This window comes from Kitasatospora sp. NPDC040550 (genome assembly GCF_055594965.1).
Genome location: NZ_JBVIWC010000007.1, coordinates 257399 through 281011, shown reverse-complemented (window position 1 = coordinate 281011; position 23613 = coordinate 257399). Strand labels below are relative to the sequence as shown.

At 73.4% G+C, this 23613-nt stretch carries 23 protein-coding genes and 1 pseudogene; 14 read left to right on the top strand and 10 right to left on the bottom strand.

Annotated elements, in window-relative coordinates; all coding sequences use genetic code 11:
• Positions 1-8: 8 nt before the first annotated feature.
• Positions 9-434: a Fur family transcriptional regulator gene (locus tag ACZ58X_RS13645; RefSeq protein WP_470333829.1), complete on the bottom strand. Its 426-nt coding sequence runs from the start codon at positions 432-434 to the stop codon at positions 9-11.
• Positions 435-539: 105 nt separating this feature from the next.
• On the opposite strand from ACZ58X_RS13645, the gene ACZ58X_RS13640 reads away from it, so the two are divergent.
• On the top strand, positions 540-2015 hold the full coding sequence (locus ACZ58X_RS13640; RefSeq protein ID WP_470333828.1) for a catalase: 1476 nt from the start codon (positions 540-542) through the stop codon (positions 2013-2015).
• 81 nt (positions 2016-2096) lie between these two features.
• Here ACZ58X_RS13640 and hisN read toward each other — a convergent pair whose 3' ends face one another.
• The 5 genes from hisN to ACZ58X_RS13615 all read right to left on the bottom strand — a co-directional run bounded on the left by hisN (position 2097) and on the right by ACZ58X_RS13615 (position 6748).
• Complete coding sequence (hisN, locus tag ACZ58X_RS13635; RefSeq protein ID WP_470333827.1) at positions 2097-2894, bottom strand: histidinol-phosphatase; 798 nt, start codon at positions 2892-2894, stop codon at positions 2097-2099.
• A 44-nt stretch (positions 2895-2938) separates the two neighbouring features.
• Positions 2939-3262, bottom strand: coding sequence for a DMT family transporter (locus ACZ58X_RS13630; protein ID WP_188303055.1), 324 nt, complete (start codon positions 3260-3262; stop codon positions 2939-2941).
• A 129-nt stretch (positions 3263-3391) separates the two neighbouring features.
• Positions 3392-4447: a ribosome small subunit-dependent GTPase A gene (rsgA, locus tag ACZ58X_RS13625; protein ID WP_470333826.1), complete on the bottom strand. Its 1056-nt coding sequence runs from the start codon at positions 4445-4447 to the stop codon at positions 3392-3394.
• Between the two features lie 15 nt (positions 4448-4462).
• Complete coding sequence (aroA, locus tag ACZ58X_RS13620) at positions 4463-5794, bottom strand: 3-phosphoshikimate 1-carboxyvinyltransferase (protein ID WP_470333825.1); 1332 nt, start codon at positions 5792-5794, stop codon at positions 4463-4465.
• A gap of 228 nt (positions 5795-6022) precedes the next feature.
• Positions 6023-6748, bottom strand: a complete 726-nt coding sequence (locus tag ACZ58X_RS13615; protein ID WP_375894136.1) for a M50 family metallopeptidase — start codon at positions 6746-6748, stop codon at positions 6023-6025.
• A gap of 264 nt (positions 6749-7012) precedes the next feature.
• On the opposite strand from ACZ58X_RS13615, the gene ACZ58X_RS13610 reads away from it, so the two are divergent.
• From ACZ58X_RS13610 to ACZ58X_RS13565, 10 genes and pseudogenes are all read left to right on the top strand, one after another.
• Positions 7013-7765, top strand: a complete 753-nt coding sequence (locus ACZ58X_RS13610) for an SOS response-associated peptidase (RefSeq protein WP_470333824.1) — start codon at positions 7013-7015, stop codon at positions 7763-7765.
• A gap of 18 nt (positions 7766-7783) precedes the next feature.
• The gene (locus tag ACZ58X_RS13605) at positions 7784-8422 is read left to right on the top strand and encodes an alpha/beta hydrolase family protein (RefSeq protein ID WP_470333823.1); all 639 of its coding nucleotides are present in this window, start codon (positions 7784-7786) and stop codon (positions 8420-8422) included.
• Positions 8423-8626: 204 nt separating this feature from the next.
• On the top strand, positions 8627-9532 hold the full coding sequence (locus tag ACZ58X_RS13600; protein ID WP_375894128.1) for a sigma-70 family RNA polymerase sigma factor: 906 nt from the start codon (positions 8627-8629) through the stop codon (positions 9530-9532).
• A pseudogene (rsrA, locus tag ACZ58X_RS13595) lies at positions 9529-9822 on the top strand (mycothiol system anti-sigma-R factor); the annotation flags it as partial. The gene ACZ58X_RS13600 and the pseudogene rsrA, both read left to right, overlap by 4 nt.
• A 618-nt stretch (positions 9823-10440) precedes the next feature.
• Positions 10441-11874: an HD-GYP domain-containing protein gene (locus tag ACZ58X_RS13590; RefSeq protein WP_470333822.1), complete on the top strand. Its 1434-nt coding sequence runs from the start codon at positions 10441-10443 to the stop codon at positions 11872-11874.
• A gap of 128 nt (positions 11875-12002) precedes the next feature.
• Entirely contained in the window at positions 12003-13469 is a 1467-nt protein-coding gene (locus ACZ58X_RS13585; RefSeq protein WP_470333821.1) for an HD-GYP domain-containing protein, read from the top strand.
• A 340-nt stretch (positions 13470-13809) separates the two neighbouring features.
• Entirely contained in the window at positions 13810-14796 is a 987-nt protein-coding gene (locus ACZ58X_RS13580; protein WP_360233351.1) for a tetratricopeptide repeat protein, read from the top strand.
• Positions 14797-14848: 52 nt separating this feature from the next.
• Positions 14849-15487 (top strand): peptide deformylase, encoded by a 639-nt coding sequence (def, locus tag ACZ58X_RS13575; protein WP_470333820.1) that lies wholly within the window; start codon positions 14849-14851, stop codon positions 15485-15487.
• Positions 15488-16028: 541 nt separating this feature from the next.
• Positions 16029-16868: a tRNA-dependent cyclodipeptide synthase gene (locus ACZ58X_RS13570; RefSeq protein ID WP_470333819.1), complete on the top strand. Its 840-nt coding sequence runs from the start codon at positions 16029-16031 to the stop codon at positions 16866-16868.
• 41 nt (positions 16869-16909) lie between these two features.
• The gene (locus ACZ58X_RS13565; RefSeq protein ID WP_470333818.1) at positions 16910-18154 is read left to right on the top strand and encodes a cytochrome P450; all 1245 of its coding nucleotides are present in this window, start codon (positions 16910-16912) and stop codon (positions 18152-18154) included.
• Between the two features lie 69 nt (positions 18155-18223).
• On the opposite strand, the gene ACZ58X_RS13560 is transcribed toward ACZ58X_RS13565, so the two are convergent.
• A complete protein-coding gene (locus ACZ58X_RS13560) occupies positions 18224-19267 on the bottom strand; it encodes a ferritin-like domain-containing protein (RefSeq protein WP_470333817.1) in 1044 nt (347 codons plus the stop codon).
• Between the two features lie 144 nt (positions 19268-19411).
• Entirely contained in the window at positions 19412-20053 is a 642-nt protein-coding gene (locus ACZ58X_RS13555; protein WP_470333816.1) for a TetR family transcriptional regulator, read from the bottom strand.
• Between the two features lie 83 nt (positions 20054-20136).
• Here ACZ58X_RS13555 and ACZ58X_RS13550 point away from each other — a divergent pair, with 83 nt between their 5' ends.
• Positions 20137-21069 (top strand): oxidoreductase, encoded by a 933-nt coding sequence (locus tag ACZ58X_RS13550; RefSeq protein WP_470333815.1) that lies wholly within the window; start codon positions 20137-20139, stop codon positions 21067-21069.
• 299 nt (positions 21070-21368) lie between these two features.
• Here the strand turns inward: ACZ58X_RS13550 and ACZ58X_RS13545 are convergent, their stop codons facing one another.
• Positions 21369-21515: a hypothetical protein gene (locus tag ACZ58X_RS13545; protein WP_470333814.1), complete on the bottom strand. Its 147-nt coding sequence runs from the start codon at positions 21513-21515 to the stop codon at positions 21369-21371.
• Between the two features lie 174 nt (positions 21516-21689).
• A complete protein-coding gene (locus tag ACZ58X_RS13540) occupies positions 21690-22991 on the bottom strand; it encodes a helix-turn-helix domain-containing protein (protein WP_470333813.1) in 1302 nt (433 codons plus the stop codon).
• Between the two features lie 182 nt (positions 22992-23173).
• On the opposite strand from ACZ58X_RS13540, the gene ACZ58X_RS13535 reads away from it, so the two are divergent.
• Both ACZ58X_RS13535 and ACZ58X_RS13530 read left to right on the top strand, forming a co-directional pair.
• Complete coding sequence (locus ACZ58X_RS13535; RefSeq protein WP_470333812.1) at positions 23174-23362, top strand: hypothetical protein; 189 nt, start codon at positions 23174-23176, stop codon at positions 23360-23362.
• Positions 23363-23384: 22 nt separating this feature from the next.
• Complete coding sequence (locus ACZ58X_RS13530; protein ID WP_470333811.1) at positions 23385-23591, top strand: hypothetical protein; 207 nt, start codon at positions 23385-23387, stop codon at positions 23589-23591.
• Positions 23592-23613 lie beyond the last annotated feature (22 nt).

The window sequence follows — 23613 nt, the reverse complement described above, 5'->3', positions numbered from 1 at the left end:
GCGGGTAGTCAACTGTCTTGCCGGGCGCGGCAGTCGGGGCACAGGCCGCGGTAGGTGACCTCGGCGGTGGTGACGGCGAAGCCGAAGCGTTCGGCCGCGGGGAGCGCGGCGAGCGGGTCGCCGTGCGGGTGGACGTCGCGGATCGCGCCGCAGCCGGAGCAGATCAGGTGCTGGTGGGCGCGGTGGGCGTTGGGGTCGTAGCGCTTGGCGCGGCCGTCGGTGGCGACCTCCAGCACCTCGCCGAGGGTGACGAGTTCGCCGAGCGTGTTGTAGACGGTGGCGCGGCTGATCTCGGGCAGGCGGGCGGCGGCGCGGGCGTGCACCTCGTCCGCGGTGAGGTGGACGTGCTCGCCGTCGAGGACCTCGGCCACCACGCGGCGCTGTGAGGTCAGCCGCCAGCCGCGTCCGCGCAGTCTCTCCAGCAGATCACTCATGGGACCAGAATAAGTCACGCTCCGAGATTAGGACCAGTGTTGACTTAGACGAAGTCCAAGTTAGGATCGTGTCATCACGATCGGATCCCCCGGAGGCAACCCGCCATGACCACGCAGGACGAGCTTCGCCCCACCCTCACCACCGAGGCGGGTGCCCCCGTCGCGGACAACCAGAACACCGAGACCGCCGGCCTCGGCGGCCCGGCCCTGATCCAGGACCAGCTGCTGTTCGAGAAGCTCGCGCACTTCAACCGCGAGCGGATCCCGGAGCGCGTGGTGCACGCCCGCGGCGCCGGCGCGTACGGCACCTTCACGGTGACCGCCGACGTGACGCCCTTCACCCGGGCGGCGTTCCTGTCCGAGGTCGGCAAGCAGACCGAGGTCTTCCTCCGGTTCTCCACGGTGGCGGGCAACCTCGGCGCGGCCGACGCGGTGCGCGACCCGCGCGGCTTCGCGCTGAAGTTCTACACCGAGGAGGGCAACTACGACCTCGTCGGCAACAACACCCCGGTGTTCTTCATCAAGGACGCCATCAAGTTCCCCGACTTCATCCACACCCAGAAGCGGGACCCGTACACCGGCTCGCAGGAGGCCGACAACGTCTGGGACTTCTGGGGCCTGTCGCCCGAGGCCACCCACCAGGTGACCTGGCTGTTCGGCGACCGCGGCATCCCCGCCTCGTACCGCCACCTGAACGGCTACGGCTCGCACACCTTCCAGTGGCAGAACGAGGCCGGCGAGCACTTCTGGGTCAAGTACCACTTCAAGACCGACCAGGGCATCCGCAACCTCACCCAGGCCGAGGCCAACCGGCTCGCCGGCGAGGACCCGGACAGCCACCAGCGCGACCTGCGCGAGTCGATCGAGCGCGGCGAGTTCCCCAGCTGGACGGTGCAGGTCCAGATCATGCCGGCGGCCGACGCGGCCGGCTACCGCTTCAACCCCTTCGACCTGACCAAGGTCTGGCCGCACGCCGACTACCCGCCGATCGAGATCGGCCGGCTGGAGCTCAACCGCAACCCGGAGAACGTCTTCGCCGAGGTCGAGCAGTCGGTCTTCTCCCCGGCGCACTTCGTGCCCGGCATCGGCCCGTCCCCGGACAAGATGCTCCAGGGCCGGCTGTTCGCCTACGCGGACGCCCACCGCTACCGCGTCGGCATCAACGCCGACCACCTGCCGGTGAACCGCCCGCACGCCACCGAGGCCCGCACCAACGGCCGCGACGGGTCCCTGTACGACGGCCGCCACGGCCGGCAGAAGAACTACGAGCCCAACAGCTTCGGCGGCCCGGTGCAGACCGGCCGTCCGCTCTGGGCCGCGACCGCGGTCGACGGCCTCACCGGCACCCACGCGGCGCCCTCGCACGCCGAGGACGACGACTTCGTGCAGGCCGGAAACCTCTACCGGCTGTACTCGGAGGACGAGAAGCAGCGGCTGATCGCCAACCTGGCCGGTTTCATCGCCAAGGTCTCGGCCGACCGCGAGTCCATCGTGGAGCGGGCGATCGACAACTTCCGCAAGGCCGACGCCGACTACGGGCAGCGGCTGGAGACGGCGGTCCGGGAGCTGCGCAAGCAGTAGGACGGGCCGGAACGAGCGGCGGGCCCTGTGACCAGCTCCCACTGGTCACAGGGCCCGCACCATTGCCCGCCCGGGGGCGACTCAGACGGAGAGCCGCCGCAGGGCCTCGTCGTGCAGCAGGCCGTTGGTGGCCACCGCGTCGGCGCCGCCCGGGCCGGGGACGCCGTCCAGGCCGGTGAAGCTGCCGCCGGCCTCCTCGACCACGATGCAGGGCGCGGCCATGTCCCAGAGCGACAGCTCGGGCTCGGCGGCGATGTCCACGGCGCCCTCGGCGACCATCATGTAGGACCAGAAGTCGCCGTAGGCGCGGGTGCGCCAGCAGGCCCGGGTGAGGTCCAGGAACGGGTCGAGCCGGCCGCGGTCCTCCCAGCCGGTCAGGGAGGAGTACGAGAAGGACGCGTCCTCGATCCGGGACACCCCGGAGACGTGGATCCGGGAGGCCTTGGCCAGGCTGCGGCCGGCGTAGGCGCCCAGGCCCTTGGCGGCCCACCAGCGGCGCTGCAGCGCCGGGGCGGAGACGATGCCGACCACCGGGCGCTCCACGCCGTCCGGGCCGTCCTCCAGCAGGGCGATCAGGGTGGCCCAGACCGGGACGCCGCGGATGTAGTTCTTGGTGCCGTCGATCGGGTCGATCACCCAGCGGCGCGGGCCGGAGCCCTGGAGGCCGAACTCCTCCCCGAGCACGGCGTCGCGCGGGCGGGCGCGCTGGAGCACGCTGCGCACGAGTTCCTCGGCGGCCTTGTCGGCGTCGCTGACCGGGGTCAGGTCGGGCTTGGTCTCGATCTTCAGGTCGAGGGCCCGGAAGCGCTCCAGGGTGACCGAGTCGGCCGAGTCGGCGAGGACGTGGGCGAGTCGGAGATCGTCGTGGTAGTCGGCCATGCCCGAAACCCTAGCTCAGCGGGCCGGCCGGGAGGGGTGGGCGCTCAGTGGGCGGAACCGCTGAGCTGGAGGCCGATCACGCCGGCGATCACCAGGGAGATGGAGACCAGTTTGAGCACCGAGGTGGTCTCGTCCAGGAAGGCCATGCCGTAGATGGCGGTGCCGGCGGCGCCGATGCCGGTCCACACCGCGTAGGCGGGACCGACCGGCAGGCTCTTGAGCGAGAGGGTGAGCAGCCCGAAGCTGCTGAGGGCGAACACGCAGAAGCTGATGGTGGGCCAGAGCTTGGTGAAGCCCTCGCTGAGCTTGAGGTTGATCGCGAAGCCGGTCTCCAGCAGGCCGGCCAGGATCACCAGGGCCCATGCCATCGCGCGCCCCTCCCTGTTGATCGACGGACGGGCCGTGTCCGGCCCGACTTTCCTATGATCGCCAGGGAGGGGCGGTCCGACACCTCGAACGGGCCACGAGCCTCGGGGAAGGGCGGGGTCCCACGGGGCTCAGTCGCCCTCGCGGGCCTCCTTGCTGGCCAGCAGACGGCGCAGCGAGTAGAGCCGGGCGGCCTCGGCGTGGCCGTCGGCGACCCAGGCGTCCAGGGCGCAGTCCGGCTCGTCGTGGCTGCAGGCGCGCGGGCAGTCGACCGTGCCCGGCTCCAGGTCCGGGAAGGCGAGGATGACCCGGGACGGGTCGATGTGGGAGAGGCCGAAGGAGCGGAAGCCGGGCGTGTCGATCACCCAGCCCGGGTCGAGCGCCTTCTTGGAGCCGGGCTTGACGCCGGGCGGCGGGGGCAGCCGCAGGGCCAGCGCGGAGACGGTGGTGTGCCGGCCGCGGCCGGTGACGGCGTTGACGTGGCCGGTCTGCCGCCGCCGGTCCGGGACGAGGGCGTTGACCAGGGTGGTCTTGCCGACGCCGGAGTGGCCGATGAACACCGTGGAGAGCCCGCGCAGGTGCTCCCGGACGGCCTCGGCGCCGGCGGTCTCCAGCTCGTCCCGGCGGGTGACGACGTAGTCGATGCCGAGCGGGGCGTACGACTCCAGCAGCGGTTCGGCCGGGGCGAGGTCGGCCTTGGTGAGCACCAGCAGCGGTTCCATGCCCGCGTCGTAGGCGGCGACCAGGCAGCGGTCGATCAGCCGGGGGCGGGGCTCCGGGTCGGCCAGCGCGGTGACGATGGCCAGCTGGTCGGCGTTGGCGACGACGATCCGCTCGTACGGGTCGTCGTCGTCGGCGGTGCGCCGCAGTACGGAGCTGCGCTCCTCGACCCGGACGATCCGGGCGAGGGTGTCGTTGTCCCCGGAGAGGTCGCCGACCAGGTTGACCACGTCGCCGACGACGACGCCCTTGCGGCCCAGCTCGCGGGCCTTCATGGCGACGACCTCACGCTCCTGCTTCGTCCCCGGGTCGACCAGGCAGGTGATCCGGCCGCGGTCGACGGTCAGCACCATCGCCTCGTCGGCGTCCTCGTGCTTGGGCCGGATCCGGGTCCGCGGCCGGGAGCCCCGGCGGGCGGGGCGGTTGCGGATGTCGTCCTCGTCGGCGTCCTTGCCGTAGCGGCGCATGGTTCAAGTCTCCGCTCAGGCGTCCGCGGCCGCTCCGCCGAGCAGCTCCGCCCACATCTTGGGGAAGTCGGGCAGGGTCTTGGCGGTGGTGCCCACGTTCTCCACCTCGACGCCGGGCACGGCCAGGCCGAGCACCGCGGCGGCGGTGGCCAGGCGGTGGTCCTCGTAGGTGTGGAAGATGCCGCCGTGCAGCGGGCGGGGGCGGATCCGCAGGCCGTCCTCGGTCTCGCTGACGTCGCCGCCGAGGTCGTTGATCTCCTTGGCGAGGGCGGCGAGCCGGTCGGTCTCGTGCAGGCGCAGGTGGGCGATGCCGTACAGGTGGGACTCGGAGTCGGCGAGGGCGGCGACGGCGGCGATCACCGGGGTGAGCTCGCCGACGTCGTGCAGGTCGGCCTCGATCCCGTGGATCCGGCCGGTGCCGGTGAACTGGAGGCCCTCGTCGGTGGACTCGCAGGCGCCGCCCATCCGGGAGTAGAGGTCGCGCAGCTGGTCGCCGGGCTGGGTGGTGTGGCGGGGCCAGTCGCGCACGGTGACCCGGCCGCCGGTGACCAGGGCGGCGGCGAAGAACGGGGCGGCGTTGGACAGGTCCGGCTCGACGACCAGGTCGCGGCCGAGCAGGGCGCCGGGGGTGACCCGCCAGACGTCCTTCTCACCGCCGTCCTCGGGGGCGTCGACCTGGGCGCCGGCCAGGCGCAGCATCTCGACGGTCATCCGGATGTGCGGCAGCGACGGGACGGGGCCGCCGACGTGCCGGACCTCGACGCCGTGGTTGTAGCGGGCGCCGGAGAGCAGCAGGGCGGAGACGAACTGGGACGAGGAGGAGGCGTCCAGCTCGACCGGGCCGCCGTCGAGGCCGCCGGTGCCGTGGACGGTGAGCGGGAAGCTGCCGCGGCCGCCGTCCTCGATCCGGGCGCCGAGCGCGCGCAGGGCGTTGATCACGCCGTGCTGGGGGCGCTCGTGGCTGCGCGGGTCGCCGTCGAAGTGGACCGGGCCGTCGGCGAGGGCGGCCAGCGGGGGCAGGAAGCGCATGACGGTGCCGGCGTTGCCGACGTCGACGTTGGCGGGGCCGCGCAGCGCGGGGGCGGGGATGACCCGCCAGGCCTCGCCGCCGCCGGTGCCGCCGGAGTCGTTGTTGACCTTCTCCTCGATGGTGACCCCGAGGGCGCGCAGGCCGTCGGCCATCAGCTGGGAGTCGCGGCTGCGCAGCGGGCGGCGCACCCAGCCCGGTCCGTCGGCGAGGGCCGCCAGCACCAGGGCCCGGTTGGTGACCGACTTGGAGCCGGGGATGGTGACGGTGGCGTCGACGGGGGCGGTGGCGACGGGGGCGGGCCACAGGGTCTCGGTCATGGGGGCCAGTCTAGGGGCCGTACCGGAACGGCCCCTGCTGCGGCCGGATGGCGGAACGGGACCGGTCTAGGGCGTGTCTGACAATTCGCGTCGGATCAGCGTGCGGCGTTGGGGTGCGTGCATCGCAAGGCGGAGGAGGGAGTCCATGCGGAGCATCGGCGACTGACGACAACGCGGCGAGGTGCGTGCCCCGGCGTCGCGCGCCCGGCGGGAATTGTCAGACACGCCCTAGTGGAGGGGTTGCAGCAGCCAGGTGGCGCCGAGGGCGAGGCAGGCCAGGGCGGTCAGCAGGAAGACGGTGACCCAGGCCAGGGCCGGGACGTGGGTGAGCCGGGCGAGCTGGTCAGCGTCGGAGTCGCGGGCCCAGCCGGTGCGGCGCTGGTGCTGGAGCTCCAGGACCGGGCGGACCGCCCCGAACAGCAGGAACCAGCAACCGAGGTAGGCGAAGCCGGCCTGGACCTGGGCGCTGCCGAACCAGGAGACCAGGAAGAAGGCGCCGCCGGCGACGAGCACGGTGAACAGGCCGAAGGCGTTGCGGATCCGCAGGAGCAGCGCCAGCAGCAGGGCGATGGCGAGCCAGAGCAGCAGGGTGATCCGGTCGGCGGCGAGCAGGGCGGCGCAGCCGAGGCCGAGCAGGGCGGGGGCGGTGTAGCCGGCGGCGGCGGTGAGGACCATGCCGGGGCCGGTGGGGCGGCCGTAGGAGAGGGTGAGGCCGGAGGTGTCGGAGTGCAGCCGGATGCCGGCGAGCTTGCGGCCGGTGGCGAGCGCGGCGAGGCCGTGGCCGCCCTCGTGGGCGATGGTGACGGCGTTGCGGGTGACGTGCCAGAGCGGGCGGGCGAGGACGGCGAGCAGGGCGGCGCAGCCGGTCGCGAGGACCAGCCAGCCGGGCGGGGCGGCCTGGGTGCCGGTGACCCGGTCCCACAGTTCGCCGAGGTTCTGGTTGTTCGGGTTCATCGGCGGGCTGCGCCTCCGTTCGCTGTGCTGGGCTGTGTTCCGTTGCCGCGTTCCGTGGCTGCGTTCCGTCGGGTCGGGCCGGTCGGGCCGGTCGGGCCGGTCGGGCCGGTCGGGCCGGTCGGGCCGGTCGGGCCGGTCGGGCCGGTCGGGCCGGTTGGGCCGTTCGGGGCAGCCTCCCATGCGGGGACGGGCGGAGGGGAGCGGGCGGTTCTGCTCCGTGGATGAGGAAGTCCTGAGCGCGCCCGGTGTGGTTGGCTGGCCCGCATGTGCGGTCGCTTCGCAGCCAGCAGCAAGCCGGAGGACGTCGTCGAGCTGTTCGACGTGGAGTTCTGGGACCCGGAGGAGTCCCTGGACCCGAACTGGAACGTGGCGCCGACCAACAGCGCGTACGTGGTGCTGGAGCGGTTGGCCAAGGGGGCCGAGCGGCCGGTGCGGCAGTTGCGGGCACTGCGCTGGGGGCTGGTGCCGCAGTGGTCGAACTCCGCCGAGACGGCGGTGAAGATGATCAACGCGCGATCGGACACGGTGCACGAGAAGCCGGCCTACCGGCAGGCCTTCGCCGCGCGCCGGTGCATCCTGCCGGTGGACGGCTACTACGAGTGGCAGACGGTGCCGGGGGAGCGGGGCAGGGCGCGCAAGAAGCCGTTCTTCGTGTCCCGGGCGGACGGCGCCCCGCTGGCGCTGGCGGGGCTGTACGAGTTCTGGCGCAACCGGGCGGTGCCGCCGGGGCACCCGGAGGCCTGGCTGGTGACCTTCACGATCGTGACCACGGACGCCGAGGAGTCGCTGGCGCCGATCCACGAGCGGATGCCGCTGTTCCTGGACCGGGGGGACTGGGGGGAGTGGCTGGACCCGGGGCTGACCGACCCGGAGGAGGTGCGCCGGCTGCTGATACCCCCGCCGCCGGGGGCGCTGCTGGCCACGCCGGTGTCGCCGGCGGTCGGGAACATCCGCAACAACGGTCCGGAGCTCAAGGAGCCGTGGACCGAGGTCGAGTACGAGACCACACTGTTCTGAGACTTGGGAGCTGCCGGGATGACCACCTCCGAACTCGTCACCACCGGGGCCGGGGACGCCCGGATCACCTACCACCGGGCGGCCGCGCCGAGGGCGGTGCTGGCGCTGGGCCACGGGGCGGGCGGCGGGACCGGCGCGCGGGACCTGGTGGCGCTGGCCGGGCGGCTGCCGGCCCGGGGGATCACGGTGGCGCTGGTGGAGCAGCCGTGGCGGGTGGCGGGGAAGAAGCTGGGCCCGGCGCCGAGGACGCTGGACGTGGGCTGGCTGCCGGTCGCGGAGCGGCTGGCCGGGACCGGGCTGCCGCTGGTGGTCGGCGGGCGCAGCGCCGGGGCGCGGGTGGCCTGCCGGACGGGGGCGGCGAGCGGTGCGGTGGGGGTGGTGGCGCTGGCGTTCCCGCTGCACCCGCCGGGCAGGCCGGAGAAGAGCCGGGCGGAGGAGCTGCTGGGGTCGGGGCTGCCGACGCTGGTGGTGCAGGGGGCGGCGGACCCGTTCGGCGGGCCGGCGGAGTTCCCGGAGCTGCCGGCGGGGCACGAGCTGGTGGCGCTGCCGTCCGGGAACCACGGGTTCGAGGTGCCGAAGCGGGCGTCGCCGGGGCAGGACGAGGTGCTGGAGCTGATCTGCTCGGCGGTGGGGGACTGGGTGCTGGGGTTGCTGTGACGCCGGTGCCGCTCCGGGGGTCCGGGGGTCCGGGGTGGTGGCGGGGTGGTGGCAGGACTGCGGTGGGGCGGTGGCGGGGCCGTGAGCAGGGCGTTTCCGCTCGCTCGCTCGTGCGAGTGAACGGCGGGTGCGGGCGGGAATGCGGGCGGGGCCGGTGTGGTTGTCGTGTCCGTCAGCATGAGTCACCGGTGAGAGGTAGGGCAGATGGGTTCGATCGCGTGCCCCGAACGGCCGGAGGAGCGCGAGGCCGCCGCGGCGTTCGCCCCCTCCTGGTCGGACTGGCTCGACGCGGGCGAGAAGCCCGTCAGCCCGATATCCTCCATTTCTGGGCGGCCCGCGGTGGGCCGTGCCCGTCATGCCGAGGAGGTGGGTCCGGTCGTCGGGACCGAGCACGAGGCCGATCCGGGCCGTGGCCCGGACGAGGCCCTGCCTGCGGGCGAGGCGCTCACCGGTGAGGAGCTGGCCGAGGCGATCGGTGAGGACACCTTCCGGGTGTCGGCGGAGGAGTCCGAGGAGGCCCGGCGGGAGCGCTTCGAGCGCGACGCCCTGGGCTACCTCGACCCGATGTACTCGGCGGCGCTGCGCATGACGCGCAACCCCGCGGATGCGGAGGACCTGCTCCAGGAGGCGTTCGCGAAGGCGTACGCGTCCTTCCACCAGTTCCGTGAGGGCACCAACCTCAAGGCCTGGCTGTACCGCATCCTCACCAACACGTTCATCAACTCGTACCGCAAGAAGCAGCGGGAGCCCCAGCGCACCGCGGCGGAGGAGATCGAGGACTGGCAGCTGGCCAGGGCCGAGTCGCACATGTCGACCGGTCTGCGCTCGGCCGAGACCCAGGCGCTCGACCACCTTCCCGACAGCGACGTGAAGGACGCGCTCCAGGCGATCCCGGAGGAATTCCGGATCGCCGTGTATCTCGCGGACGTAGAAGGCTTTGCGTACAAGGAGATCGCGGACATCATGGGTACTCCCATCGGTACGGTGATGTCCCGGCTGCACCGCGGCCGTCGTCAGCTGCGCGGCATGCTGGAGGATTACGCCCGTGAGCGCGGGCTGGTCCCGGCCGGCAGCGGGGCAGGGCAGGAAGCGAAGGGCTCGGGCTCATGAGCTGCGGCGATCCGCACGAAACCGAGTGTGGCGAGGTCCTCGACCACCTCTATGAATTCCTCGACAACGAGATGGCCGAGGGCGACTGCGCCAAGCTGCGCGTGCACTTCGAGGAGTGCTCGCCCTGCTTGAAGCAGTACGGACTGGAGCAGGCGATCAAGGCGCTGATCAAGCGCTCCTGCGGCTGCGACGACACCCCGACCGACCTGCGCAGCAAGGTGCTGGCCAGGATCGACTCGATCCGGGCCGGGCAGCGCTCGGGCGAGCCGGTGGTGGTCGCGGTGGAGTCGACCGTCGAGGTGCACGTCGAGGCGGCCCGTCCGGCGCCCAGACCGGTGCAGGCGCACGAGGGCGCGGACGACGAGCCGGGCGTGCGCCCCGGCGCGCCGGTCGAGGCCGGAGCGCCCGCCGAGTAGTCCGGCCCGGTGGTCCGTGCGGTCCGTCGGCGAGGGCGGGCGACGCGGTTCGGACCGGGAGTCCAGCGGCCCCGGGAGCATGCGCTCCCGGGGCCGCTACCCCCCCCTCCCTACTTGACCCTCCCCCCTCTTGAGGGATGGGGGTTCGTAACCCACCCCCCTCCGCGCGTCCTCACCTCCCCCCCCCCCCCCCCCACCCCCCCCCCCCCCCCCCCCCCCCCCACCCCCCCCCCCCCCCCCCCCCCCCCCCCCCCCCCCCCGCTCCCGTTCTGCTCGCATGCGCCCTCACTCGTTCGAGTGAGTTGGCGGTGCGCCAACTGCGCCATCGCGCGATCATGCGTCCCCACGCCCGGACGGCGGCCTATTCTCCTGACGGACGCTCACCGCCGGTCAGCCCGGCGCGCTGAGGCAACAGGGCCCGGACGCGGGGAGGCCGAGATCGCTACCGACAGTGGAGGCGCGACCCTGCCGCAGGGGGCTGCGCGCTACCTGGTGGCCGTCCCGGTGGCGGCCCTGTGCTGCCTGCTGCCGCTGCTGCCCGAGGCCGTCACGCCCGGGGTGCCGCGCTGGCTCGGCCACCCGGCGGACTGGCCCAAGATCGGACTGCTCGGCTTCCTGCACGGCTGCTGGGAGTCGCTCGCCCAGGGCCTGCCCACCCCCTGCTCGCTCCTGCTGCGCCGGCTGCTGCGCCGCCCCGCGCCCACCGGACGGGTCCCCGCCCGCCCCGGGGTGAACGCCTTCTTCCCGGTGCTGTTCGCCGGAGTGCTGATGCTCCCGCCGGCCGCCGCCGCGCTGGTCGCCGCCCCCGCCGCCCTGCTCGGCGGCCCCACCGGCCCCGGCTGCCGCGGCCGCCAGCTGTTCAACGGCTCCCAGCTCGCGCTGTGCGCCTTCGTCTCCTCGGTCGCCTTCCACCTGCTGCACGGCCCGCAGCTGCTGCTCGGCTCCCGCTTCCCCGCCGCGCTGCTGCCCGGCTTCGCCGCCGTCGGCGCGTTCTGCCTGGTCAACGGGCTGGTAGTGGGCGTCATGGTGGTGCTCAGCGAGAGCCGGCCGGCCACCGAGGTGCTCCGCGGCGCCTGCGCGGTGTGCGGGCTGCCGGTGCTGGTGCACGCGGCCGGCGGACTCATGGTCGCGGTGCTCTGGCAGGGCCCGTACGGGGCGTTCGCCGCCCTGCTGGCCCTGCTGCCGCTGTCCATCTCGGCGTGGGTCTTCGCCCAGGGCCAGCGCGAACGGGACGCCCACCAGGCCACCGTGCAGTCGCTGGTGCAGGCGGTGGAGATCAAGGACGCCTATACCCGGGGGCACAGCGAACGGGTCGGCCGCGCCTCGGTGCTGATCGCCGATCAGCTCGGCATGGAGCCCGAGCGGCTGCGCACCCTGCGCTTCGCCGGGATCCTGCACGACGTCGGCAAGCTCGGCGTGGCCACCGAACTGCTGCGCAGAAACGGTCCCCTCGACGAGGACGAGCGCCGCGCCGTGGAGATCCACCCGGTGTACGGGTACGAGCTGGTGCGCGGGATCGACTTCCTCGGCGAGGCGCACGCCGGGATCCTGCACCACCACGAGCGGATGGACGGGCGCGGCTACCCGAGCGGACTGGTCGGCGAGCAGATCCCCGAGTTCGCCCGGATCATCTCCGTCGCCGACGCCTTCGACTCGATGACCTCCACCCGCTCCTACCGGCGCGGCCGCCCCGTCGCCGAGGCGGTGACCGAACTGGAGCGCTGCTCCGGCAGCCAGTTCGACCCGGTGATGGTGCGGGCGCTGATCGACGCGCTGGCCGTGCACGACTGGCAGCCGGTGGTGCACTCCGAGGACTGCGTACGGGCCGTCCCGGACATCCCGCTCGGGGTGCCCGAGCCGGTGCGGGCCGCACCCGGACGGGTGCCCGCCCAGGGTGGGACCCGCCCCGCGGCCGGGCAGTCGTGACCGGGCGCGCGGCCGGAGGCGGGTCGGCGCACGGGAGCGGGAGCGGGAGCGGGAGCGGTTCGGGGCGCGGGGCCGGTTCGGGGAGCGGTCGCGGGGGCGGGGCGGGACGTGGGCGTACCGCGCGCGGTGTGCACGCGGCCGCCGCCGCGCTGCTGGTGCTGGCGCTCGGCGCGGTCGCGGCGCGGGGGATCGCCGAACCGAGGGTCGCGCTGGCGTTCACCGCGCTGATCGCGCTCGGCGAATGCGTCCGGATCACCCTTCCGGGTGACCGCGAGCAGGCGCCCATCGGCGCGGCCGGTGCGCTGGCGTACGCCCTGCTCGGGCCACTGCGCGGGGTGCCGACCGCGCACGGCACGCTCCAGGTCGTCGCGGTGACCGGAGTCGGCCTGCTGCTGGGCTGGCTGCCCGGGCTCGCCCTGCCGCACCGGCCCGGGCGCCCGCACCGGCGGCCGCCCTGGGCCGACCCGGCCCGGCGGGACAGCGCAGCCCGCCGGCTGCTCGCGGTCGGCTTCGCCGCCGCCGTGTTCCAGCCGCTCTACAACGGCGGCCTGGTCGACCGCTTCTCGCCCGAGGGCCCCGCCTACGGGGCCTTCCTGACCGCCGTCGCCGCGCTGGCCGCGCTCTGCGACGCCACCCTGGCGGCGCTGCTGCGCTCCTCGGGCCCGGCCTCGCCCTCCCGCCGTTCGCCCGGAGGGCGGAGGGGATCCGGGCACGGGCGCAGGTGGGCGCCGCCGTCGTGGGGGCGCCTCCCCGGGGCCGGTCCGGGGGCCGTCGGCGACCGACCGCGGCGCGGCACGGCGTGCGCCCCGGTGGCGGCCCGTGGGCGGGAGTCCGAGGACGGCCCCGGGGCCGTCGGGCCGCGGTTCCCGGCCGCGCTGGAGGACGAGCTGCGCTCGCTGTTCGGGATCGGCTCGGCGATCGTCGCCACCGGGATGCTGGTCAGCCTCGCGGCCGGGGAGGTCGGGCTGTGGGCGCTGCCGCTGTTCTGCACCCCGCTGCTGCTCGCCCAGGTCTCCTTCCGGCGGGCCGCCGCCGTGCGGGCCACCACCGGGCAGACCATCGCCAGCCTGGCCCGGGCCACCGAGGTCGCCGGGTACACCCCGCACGGGCACGCGCGCCGGGTCGCGGACACGGCGTGCGCGCTCGGCCGCGAGCTGGGGCTGGGCACCCGCGAGCTCGCCCTGCTGGAGTACGCGGCGCTGATGCACGACGTCGGCCAGCTCTCCCTGGTCGAACCGGTGCCGGACGGCGCCACCGCGCTGCTGCCCGCCGTCGAGCAGCAGCGCATCGCCCGGCTCGGCAGCGAGGTGATCAGCCGCACCGGGGTGCCCCGGCAGGTCGCCGAGCAGGTCGCCCGACTGGCCGACCCCTGCCCCGGGCCGGTGGGCGGCGAGGGCCCGGTGCCGCTCGCCGCCCGGATCATCCGGGTCGCCAACGCCCACGACGACCTGCTCACCGCCGCCCGGGGGAAGGGCCTGGGCGAGGCGGTGGGGCGACTGGAGGCGCTGGAGGTGCTGCGGCTGGGGCGCGGGCGGGTCTACGACGCCCGGGTGGTGGACGCGCTCGCCCGGGTCGGCGGGCAGGGGCGGGGCTGAGGGTCGGCGGGCCGGGGCGGGGTTCGATCGCCGAGGTGCGGTCCTCGGGAGGGGTGCGGCGGCGCCCGCCCGGGGGCGTGCCCGTCCGCCGGGGCGCGGCGGTGCGGCCGGGGCGCGGCCGGGCGGCGCCCGTCCGGGGTTGAGGAGGTGCGCTCCGACGGGCAGGCTGGGGAGGGGCGGTCCCCAACCTCGGCGGTGGGGAGCGCGGGCGGGGGCGGGCGTGGTTGGATGCGGTCGTAGCGTGGAACACCGACCCGGAGCACCGGGACCCGGGCCCCGTCGAGGACGGGACGGGCCCGGCGGCAAGGGACTTGAGCGGACGACGACGGCAGGGACGAACGTGAGGATCTTCCACCGGGCACGGCACCGGCCGTCCGCCACCTGGCGGCAGACGACCGACCGGGCCTTCACGCTGATCGGCGACGGCCGCTACGAGGACGCCGGCGCCCTGCTGGTGATGGCCGCCGACCTGGAGCCCTGGCTGTCCGACTCCTGGTTCAACCTCGCCCTGCTGCACAAGTTCCGCCGCGACTGGGAGCAGGCCCGTTCGGCCGGCCTGCGCGCCGTCGCCCTGCTCGACCGCGAGCAGGGCGCCCCCGACTGGTGGAACCTCGGCATCACCGCCACCGCCCTCCAGGACTGGCCGCTCGCTCGCCGCGCCTGGCAGGCCTACGGGCTCAAGCTGCCCGGCGGCCCCGGCGGGGACGGCCCGGTCAGCCTGGAACTGGGCACCACCCCGGTGCGGCTGTCCCCCGACGGCGAGTCCGAGGTGGTGTGGGGCCGGCGCCTCGACCCCGCCCGGATCGAGGTGCTGTCCATCCCGCTGCCCTCCTCCGGCCGCCGCTGGGGCGAGGTCGTGCTGCACGACGGCGCCCCGCACGGCGAACGGGTCACCGACGGCGTCGCCTACCCCGTCTTCGACGAGATCGAGCTGTGGGCGCCCTCCCCGGTGCCGACCTACGTGGTGCTGCTGCAGGCCGCCACCGCCGGCGACCGGGACGCGCTGGAGCGGCTGGTCGCCGACGCCGGCTACGCCGCCGAGGACTGGACCTCCTCGGTGCGGCTGCTGTGCCGCGCCTGCTCGGAGAGCCGGATGGCCGCCGACGACGGGATCGTCGCCCACCACGATCCCCACGACGACGGCGACGCCGCCCACCCCGGGCACCTCAGCCACCTCAGCCAGGGCGGCGCGGCCGGGATGTCCTGGCTGGTCGAGCGCGAGTGCGGGCTCGCCGCCCCGGCCCACCTGGTCCGCTCCCTGCTCGACCGGTGGGTCGCGGCCGCCCCCTCGACCAGGGCCTACCGGGATCTCGAAGAGGTCTGCTGATCCCGCTGAGTACCCTGGTGAGGTACGCGTAGACCTATGGGAGCGGAAGACAATGGCGGAGCAGCACGACCACCAGCACGAGCACGACGTGGAGGGGGCGGCGCCCGAGGCCCCCGCGAAGGTGATCGGTGAGGAGCCCGACCTCACCAAGGGCACCGCGCGCCCGATCACCGTGGTCGGCAATCCCGTCCTGCACCGCGAGGTCAAGGACGTCACCGCGTTCGACGCCGAACTGTCCGCGCTGATCGACGACATGTTCCAGTCGATGTACGCCGCCGAGGGCGTCGGCCTGGCCGCCAACCAGATCGGCGTCGACCTCAAGGTCTTCGTCTACGACTGCCCGGACGACGAGGGCGTGCGCCACATCGGCCACGTGATCAACCCGAAGCTGGAGGAGTACCCGGCCGACCGGCGCCGCGTGCTCGACGACAGCAACGAGGGCTGCCTGTCCGTCCCGACCGCCTACGCCGAGCTGCCGCGCCCGGACTACGCGGCCGTGACCGGCGTCGACAAGGACGGCACCCCGATCCGCGTCGAGGGCACCGGCTTCTTCGCCCGCTGCCTGCTGCACGAGACCGACCACCTGTACGGCACCCTCTACATCGACAAGCTGTCGAAGCGGGACCGCAAGGACGCCCTCAAGCAGATGGCCGAGGGCACCGCGAAGTACGCGACGGTGCCGAACGAGTGACCGCTCAGCGGTAGCGGTAGTCGGCGAAGGCCGGTGCGGATCCTCCGCACCGGCCTTCGCCGTTTCCGGAACGGTTTCCGGAGCGGTTTCCGGAACGGATTTCGGAACGGGTTCCCGGGCGGATTCCCGGTGGTGTGGAACTTCCAGAACAATTCCCTTTTCGCGGGGGGATGTTGGAGGATTTCACACTGGCGCGGGCGGCCGCCCGGGCGATATCCGGCGAGCGCCGGGAAATCTTCGTGAACACACTCCCGGCGGGAAGTACAGGTGGATCCGGCCGCCCGATGATCACATTCCGCCAACCCCCGGTCGGGGCTTGCGGAAGCCCCGAACCGCAGCGGTAACTTCATGTGGTCGCAGCCCCACCATGTGCACACGGCATCCGGGGACGGGCCGCCTGAACAGGCGCGTCACCTCCACCGCGGCGAGCGGCCCGGCACCTCCGGGTGAACTCCGCGCGCCCGCCGTGCACTTCTGCGAACCCCCCACGTCACCCCGAAACACCTTTTCCGTGACCACCGCTGCGATGTGGAGGCAAGGCATGCGCGACGCCCTTCGGGACGAGTGCCCGACGGTGATTCCGTCGGACGGGTACGAGGCACTTCCGTATTCCCGCCGCTGCCAGGAGATCTGGCGGCGCGGGGAGCACCTGCTCATCGGCGTCAGCTCCGGCAACAGCTATTTCAGCGCCCGGCGGATCACCGAACTCGTCGGGTGGGGGAGCGAGTTCTTCGAGCGGATCGACATCGTCTACGCCGACCTGCTCGTCGGCACCCAGTTCGAGACCTTCGGCTACGCCCCCGAGCAGGCCGAACGCCGGGCCCGCAAGGAGGTCAAGGCCACCGCCCGCCGGATCGAGCGGGGCGTCGAGGAGGCCGGCCGGCGGGGCGAGATCGGGGGTGCCCGGGACGTCCGGGTGCACGCCCTCTCCACCTTCACCGGCGACCGCACCTACCAGCGGCTGCACCGGCGGGCCGTCGACGCCCTGCGGACCGACCCGGAGTTCCGCGAGGCCGCCGAGGGCATGGCCCGCGGTTTCCTGGCCGCCCGGCTGGACGAGGGCCTCGCCCCCAGCGAACCCCAACTCGCCGCCGGGCTCCGGTACATCGTCGCCGAACTGCCGTTCTTCCTGGACACCCCGGCGCTGCTCGGCGTGCCCTCCTCGGTCAGCTGCTACCACCTGGAACTCCCGCTCACCCCCGTCCTGTTCGGCCGGGACGAAGGCCTGCGCGCCGGGGTGGACCAGGCCTACGCGGTGATCCGTCCGGCTGCGACGTCGGCTGCGGTCGAGGCTGTTGGGGGCGTCGAGGCCGTCGAGGCCGTTGGGCCCGTGCCCGTGCCCGTGCCCGGGCGCGCCGCTGTGGCCGGGCGCGCCGCGTAGGCGACCGTCCGGACCGTGAACTTTCCCGAGGAGCCCTGCCCGTGACCGAGACCGTGACCGCGACCGAGACCGTGACCGCGACCGAGACCCATTGCCCGACCACCGACACCGCCTTCCCGCTCTCCCGCCGGGGCGATGTCCTGCCCGCCGAGGCGAACCGGCTGAGGGAGGAGACCCCGATCGCCAGGGTCCGGACCCTGACCGGCGATCCGGCCTGGCTGGTCAGCAGCTACGCCCTGGCCAAGCAGGTCCTGGAGGACGAGCGGTTCAGCCTCAAGGACACCGCCAACCCCGGCGTCCCCCGCCAGTACGCGCTGACCATCCCGCCCGAGGTGGTCGACAACATGGGCGGCATCAACAGCGCCGGACTGCGCGACGCCGTCATGAAGACCCTCTCCCCGCGGGCCGACCGCGACCTCGACGGCTGGCTCCGGGCCGAGGCCCACCGGCTGATCGACCGACTCACCGCGCAGGGCGCCCCCGGCGAACTCCGCGGCGACTTCGCCGACCCCTACTCCGCCGCACTGCACTGCCGACTGCTCGGCATCCCCGCCGACGACGGGCGGCGGTTGATGGCCGGCGTCGACATCGCCTTCCTCACCAGCCCGGTGCCCTTCGCCGGTGCGGCTCCCAACTGGTACAAGGACCTCGGCCACGTGCTCGGGCGGCTGAACGCCGACCCGGAACCTGTGGACGGCCTGCTCGGCCGGTTCGCCGCGCTGCGCCGTTCCCCGGACACCGCCGACCGGGTCGGCGACGAACTGCTCGCCACCGTCGCGCTGTCGCTGTTCGGCGCGGGCGCGGTGTCGACCTCGGCGTTCCTGCTGAACGCGGTCGTCTACCTGTGCGAGCGGCCCGAACTCGCCGACCGGCTCCGGCGGGAGCCGGCGCTGATCGGGCGCGCGGTGGACGAGTTGCTGCGGGTGAACCTGTCGATCGGCGACGCCCTGCCGCGGCTCGCGCTCGCGGACGTCCAGCTGGGTGAGGTGCTGGTGCAGAAGGGCGAGCTCGTGCTCGTCCTGGTCGAGGGCGCCAACCACGACCCGGCGGTCTTCCCGGACCCGGAGCGGATCGACTTCGACCGGCCGGGCAACCCGCACCTCGCCTTCGGCGCGGGCCGGCACTTCTGCCCGGCCTCGGCGCTCGGCCGCACCCACGCCGAGGTCGCCATCGCCGCGCTCGTCGAACGGCTGCCGGGGCTGCGGCTCGCCGTTCCCGCCGATCAGCTGGCCTGGCGGCCGGGGTTCATCAAGCGGCTGCCGGAGCGGCTGCCGGTGGTGTGGTGACCCGAGGGCTTAGGGGCCGGTGCGGACCGTCCGCACCGGCCCCTCCGCACCGGCCCCTCCGTCGTCGGGTCACACCAGGAGCCACTCCGGGCCGTAGGTGAAGCGCGGGTCGGCGGGCAGCTTGACGCCGACGATCTGCTGGGCCGTGTCGCGCAGTTGGCCCATCAGGCCGATCGCGGTGCCGATCTGGGACGGGTCGTCGCCCCAGGCGTGTTCGAGGGCGCGCAGCATGTCGCCGTAGTGCTGGTTGAAGGCGTCCAGCAGCTCGGCGGTGGGCTGGTCGGGCGAGTTGGGGTCGCCCTGGCGGGGCCAGCCGCCCCGGGGCACCCGGGCGACCGGGAAGGTGTCCGGCAGCGGGACGTCGGCGCCGGTGAACTCGTACTTCTTCGTGGTGGGGTTCTGGACGAGCTTCTTGCCGACGGCGATCTCCTTGAAGGCGTAGTAGTGGGCGAGTTCGCCCGGCGCGCTGGGGAAGGGGTCCTGGGGGGAGGCGGTGGTCCCCTCGCCCTGGGTCTGGATGACGTGGATCGCCTGGAGCACGTCGTCGATGGTGTTCATCGCGACGATGGTGCGGTTCGTCCCGAGCGAGAACTTCACCTGGTGGTGACCGGTGAGCAGGTGGGCGTACGTGGGGAAGACGTTGGCGATGCGCTGGTAGAAGGCGCCGATCGTGTTGCCGTCGGCGGCGTAGGAGAGCGGGTTCTCGGGCTTCTCGATGGCGGCGAAGAGCCCCGCCGAGTCGCGGGAGAGCCCGCTGAGGTGGACCACCAGGCCCGGGTTGACGCCGCCGGGCAGCTCGCCCGGGTACTTGGGGACGGTGAGCGGGTCGGTCAGGACGACGGTGCCGCTGATGCTGGTGAGCATGTTGCAGACCAGTCCGAAGTGGAACATCTCGTCGAAGAGGATCTCCTGGACGGAGTCCTGGACCGGCTGGCCGCCGTTCCGGGCGGTGATCGACCACAGGGCGGTCGCGTACGGCGGGATGGTCGACACCTCCAGCATGATCGCCCGTTGGAGCGCCTCCCTGAGTTCCTGCTCGGTCCAGTCCTCCTCCGCCATGCTCATGAGCTGGGTGATCGCGTCGCTCTCGTAGTCGAGCACTCCGGTCGTCATGGGAGACCCCTTTTGTTCGGCTGTGCGCCGGACCGTAGCGGGGGTCGGGTCGTGCGTATGCGTGTGATGCCGGTGTGGCCTGGGAGTTCAGTCGGACGGGCGGCGTGCGGCGGGGGTGGGCGGCGCGGGTGGACGCGGTGACCGTCAGCGCGGGGTGGTGTCGACGGGCGTGGCGTCGAGGGCCGGGGCGATGGCGGCGAAGGCCTGGTCGGTCAGGGCGGCCGGGTCCTGCGCGCCGTCGCTCGCGCTCCAGCACTGGAGCACGACGTCGAAGGCGGTCAGGGCCATTCCGGCCGCCATCCGGGGGTGGAGACCGGTCGCGGGGTCCACTCCCAGACGGTCGGCGAGTTCGGCGGCCAGGTCCTCGCGCCACTGCGACTGGTGCTCCAGGAAGCGGGCGCGCAACGCGGCGGTGCCGAGGATCAGTTGGACCACGCGCAGGGTCTGCTCGGAGTGGTCCGCTTGGCCGGCGCAGGCGTCGATGGCGGCCCAGACGGTGTTCCGCAGGGCGGTGGAGGGGCTCTCCCCGGCGGGCCGCCCGGCGAGTTCGGCGCGCATCCCGTTGCCGAGGTCCGCCAGGAAGCGGACGACCACGTCCTCCTTGGAGGCGAAGTAGCGGAAGAACGTCCGCTTGGAGATGCCGGTGGAGGCGGCGATCTCGTCGACCGTGACCGCGTCGAACCCCTGCTCGGCGAACAGGCTCAGCGCGGCCTTGGTCAGCTCGTCGGCGACGAGTCGACGCTTGCGTTCGGCCAGGCTCGGGGCGGGGACGGGGACGGTGGTCATGGCCTGGATGTTACCCGCGGGGTCGACATTGGCGCGCAGAGTCTGTCTTGACACTTGGTGACAGTATGGGCAGTGTGTGGCGCATGACGAAGAATCAGACGTGGGGTGCCGAACGGATTCCGGACCAGGCGGGGCGGCTGTTCGTCGTCACCGGCGCCAACAGCGGCCTCGGGCTGGCGACCACCCGCGCCGTGGCCCGTCGCGGCGGACGGGTCATCCTCGCCGTCCGCGACGAGGCCAAGGGGCGGCGCGCGGTCGCGGAGATCACCGCCGCGCAGCCCGGGGCGTCCCTGGAGGTGCGCCGCCTCGACCTGGCCGACCTCGACTCCGTCCGCGCCTTCGCCGACCGGCTGCGCGCCGACGGCCTCCGCCCGGACGTCCTCGTCAACAACGCGGGTGTGCTGGCGCCGCCGCGCACGCTCAGCGCGCAGGGGCACGAGCTCCAGTTCGCCGCCAACCACCTCGGCCACTTCGCGCTCACCGGGCTGCTGCTCGACCTGCTGGCGGAGGGTGCCGATCCGCGGGTGGTCACGGTGAGCTCGGCCAACCACCGGCAGGGGTGGATCTCTTTCGAGGACCTCGCCGGTGAGCGGACGTACTCACCGATGGGCCACTACAACCAGTCGAAGCTCGCCAACGCCGTCTTCGGATGGGAGCTCCACCGGCGCCTCGCCGCGGCCGGCAGCCCGGTCCGCAGCCTGCTCGCCCACCCCGGGTACGCCGCCACCAACATCCAGGCCGGCTCGGTCGGCCCGGTGAAACTGCTCTTCGGCCGCCTCCTGATCCCGCTTGCCCAGGCCCCGGACCGGGGCGCACTGCCCCAGCTGTTCGCGGCGACCGCCCCCGAGGCGGTCGGCGGGCAGTTCATCGGCCCGGGCGGGGTGGGAGAGCTGCGCGGCGCCCCGAAGGTCGTGCGGCTCGCCCCGAGGGCCGTCGACGCGGAGACGGGCCGGCGGCTCTGGGAGCTGTCGGAGCGGCTCACGGACGTCCGGTTCGGCCTCCCGGCGGCTGTCTGAGCCGGCCCGCCTCCGGGTTCGGCGGCGAGCGTTCGCACGGCGAGCAGGTAGAACTCCGCCTTTGCGGTGGGCATGGCGGAGAGGAAACGACGTTCGACCTCGATCCGGACGCGTTCCACCCGGCGGAGCAATTTTTGCCCCTCTGAGGTGAGTTGGAGGAGGTCACGGCTGCGGCCCCCGGGGACTGAGGTGGTGCGCAGGAAGTCGGCCGTGCCGACTTCCTGCGCACCGGGCCTTACGCGGGTGTGGTCGTCCCGCCCGGCGTGAACGCCGGGCGGGAGCGGGGCGCAGGCTCTGGCCTACTGTTGCGGCATCGGCTCCAGGACGAAGCCGCGGAGCGGCACGTCATCGGCGGGCAGGCCGTAAGCGGGAGTTTCAGGCGCTTCCTGCTGCCGTCGGTAGCAGGCGACCAGCTCCGCATACCGAGGGTCGATCCACTCGTCCATCCGAGCACCTCCTGTCGGCTGGTCGGCAGAGTACGCCGCTCATGCCACCTTCGGCTTGTGGCAAGGGTGTTCGGGCTTCGGCATCGGCTTGATCGGCCCGTCGTCAAGAGGAGCCGGCGTGGCCGGGGAGGGCGACCCGGGAGCGTCGCCGGTGTCGAACACCATTGGATGCGTCTACACCACTCCCGTGCGGCCGGCGAACTCTCGTACGCCGGCTACAGTCACCGGCGCATAGAGGAGGTCGGCCGTCAGCGCTCGTAGCGCAGGCCGGCGGACTTCCTCCGGGGCCGCCTGCTCAGTGAACCGCAGCGCTTCCAACGTGCGCCGATGATCACCGAGGTGATGCCACATGCGGGCGCAGTCCGTGCCGTACCGGGCTCGGCGTTCAGCGGTGGGCAGCCGGTTCGGGTCGATCCGTGCCGCGTACTGGACTCCTTCGTTGGGCGTGCCCAGGGCCGTGTGAACGCCGATCCAGTACAAGTCTGCTTGCCCTGTGGTGGCGTCGACCGTGAACAGCTGCCCCCGGGGCCGCTGCCCGGTTCTGTCGATGCGGTCGATGGCGTCCACTGCGCCCGCCATGAGGTCGAGGGCGTCACCGCGTCGCTGGCTGCACGCGGCCGTGTACGCGGCGGTCATCAGGAGTGTCGCCCCCACGGCACAGGACACGTCGTCCCCGTTCTGCGCGAGCGAGCAGGCAGTACGCCGCAGGAGGTCGACGCCGGCGGCCGGTCGCCCGGCGCGCCGCATGGTGATCGCTAGCACCCGTGCGGCCTCGCCCTCGACAACCGGGTCGCCGCTCGCTTGTGCTGACGACAGGGCGCGGTCGGCAGCTGGCCAGGCCACGTCCGAGTGCTGTTTCAGTGCCAGTTCCGTGGCCAGGACCCATGCTCTGGCCACACACGTGTGGGCTTCCTCCCGGGACTGCCCGGCGAGGGCGTCGCGCGTCGCCTGAGCCCTGCCCAGCAGGCCGGGCAGGGCCTCGCCAAGATCCTGGTACCGGGCTGCGGTGAACTGAGCGCGGGCATCGGAGAGAGCGCGCCGAAGCTGCCGCAGGGAGGTGGGTGCGCCGACCTGAGGCTCGTACAGGGCCCCGACGATCCGGGCCCCGGTGTCCGGGTACGCGGCAGCGGACGCCGACGGCGGAAGCACCGAGGCTCCGGCCGCCGCCATGCCTGCCAGGAGCAGCTGCCTACGGCGCATCGCGTCCTCCTGATCCAGGGTCACATCTGGCGCCAGGGTAGCGGCTGGGGTGGCCCCGACGGCGCTCAGAGGAAGGCCGAGGGCGCGGGCCATCAATAAGAGCGACTGCTTTTCGGGGCGGAGCGTCCCGGCTTCGACCCGGCTGATTGCGGACGCCGAGTAGCCGCAGGCGCGGCCCAGCTGGGACTGGGTCATCCGTTGGGCGCACCGGGCCATTCTGATGATCATCCCGAGATCGCGTGGATTCATCGACACTGTGCTGCCCTTCGACTGCACGGAGTAGCCAGCCTACTGGGAGGGCGGTGACCGCAGGCAGGGCGTGCGCACGGTATGCGGGGTGCGCACAGGGCGTGCGGGGGCGGCTCATGGGCCTCCACATCCGGGGCTCCGCAGGGTTGTCTGATGGAGCCCCCGGCCGGGCGCGTCCCAGTGTCGATCCTCACCCGGAGGAGTACGCCATGAGCGCGAACCTGCTCGATCCGCCCGCCGTCACGATCCGCCCCCACGCCAGCCCGTCGCCCGGTAACCTGCCGGACGGCGACGGGGAGGCCGCCGCCCGCGTGTGCCCGGTCTGCGGGTCGGGCGCCACGTACCAGACGATGGACGGCCGTTGGGGCTGCACGTCGTGCGGCTCCACCTTGGCCTGAGACAGCGAGGAGGGCCGGCAGCATGCCGATCTGCGCGGAGTGCCGCACTGCTGAGGCGGTCATCGAGGACCTGGACGTGGATCCGCCCCGGCCGTGGTGCGTGGCGTGTGCGGCCGCCCTGGTCAGGGCCGGTGACCCGGTGCTCAACTACCGCGCCCTGACCCGCGAGGCCGCTGACTACTCGCGCGTCCTGTCCCGGCGCAGTACGGCGGTTCTCCCGTTCGGATGACAGCGCATCAGGCGCGACGAAG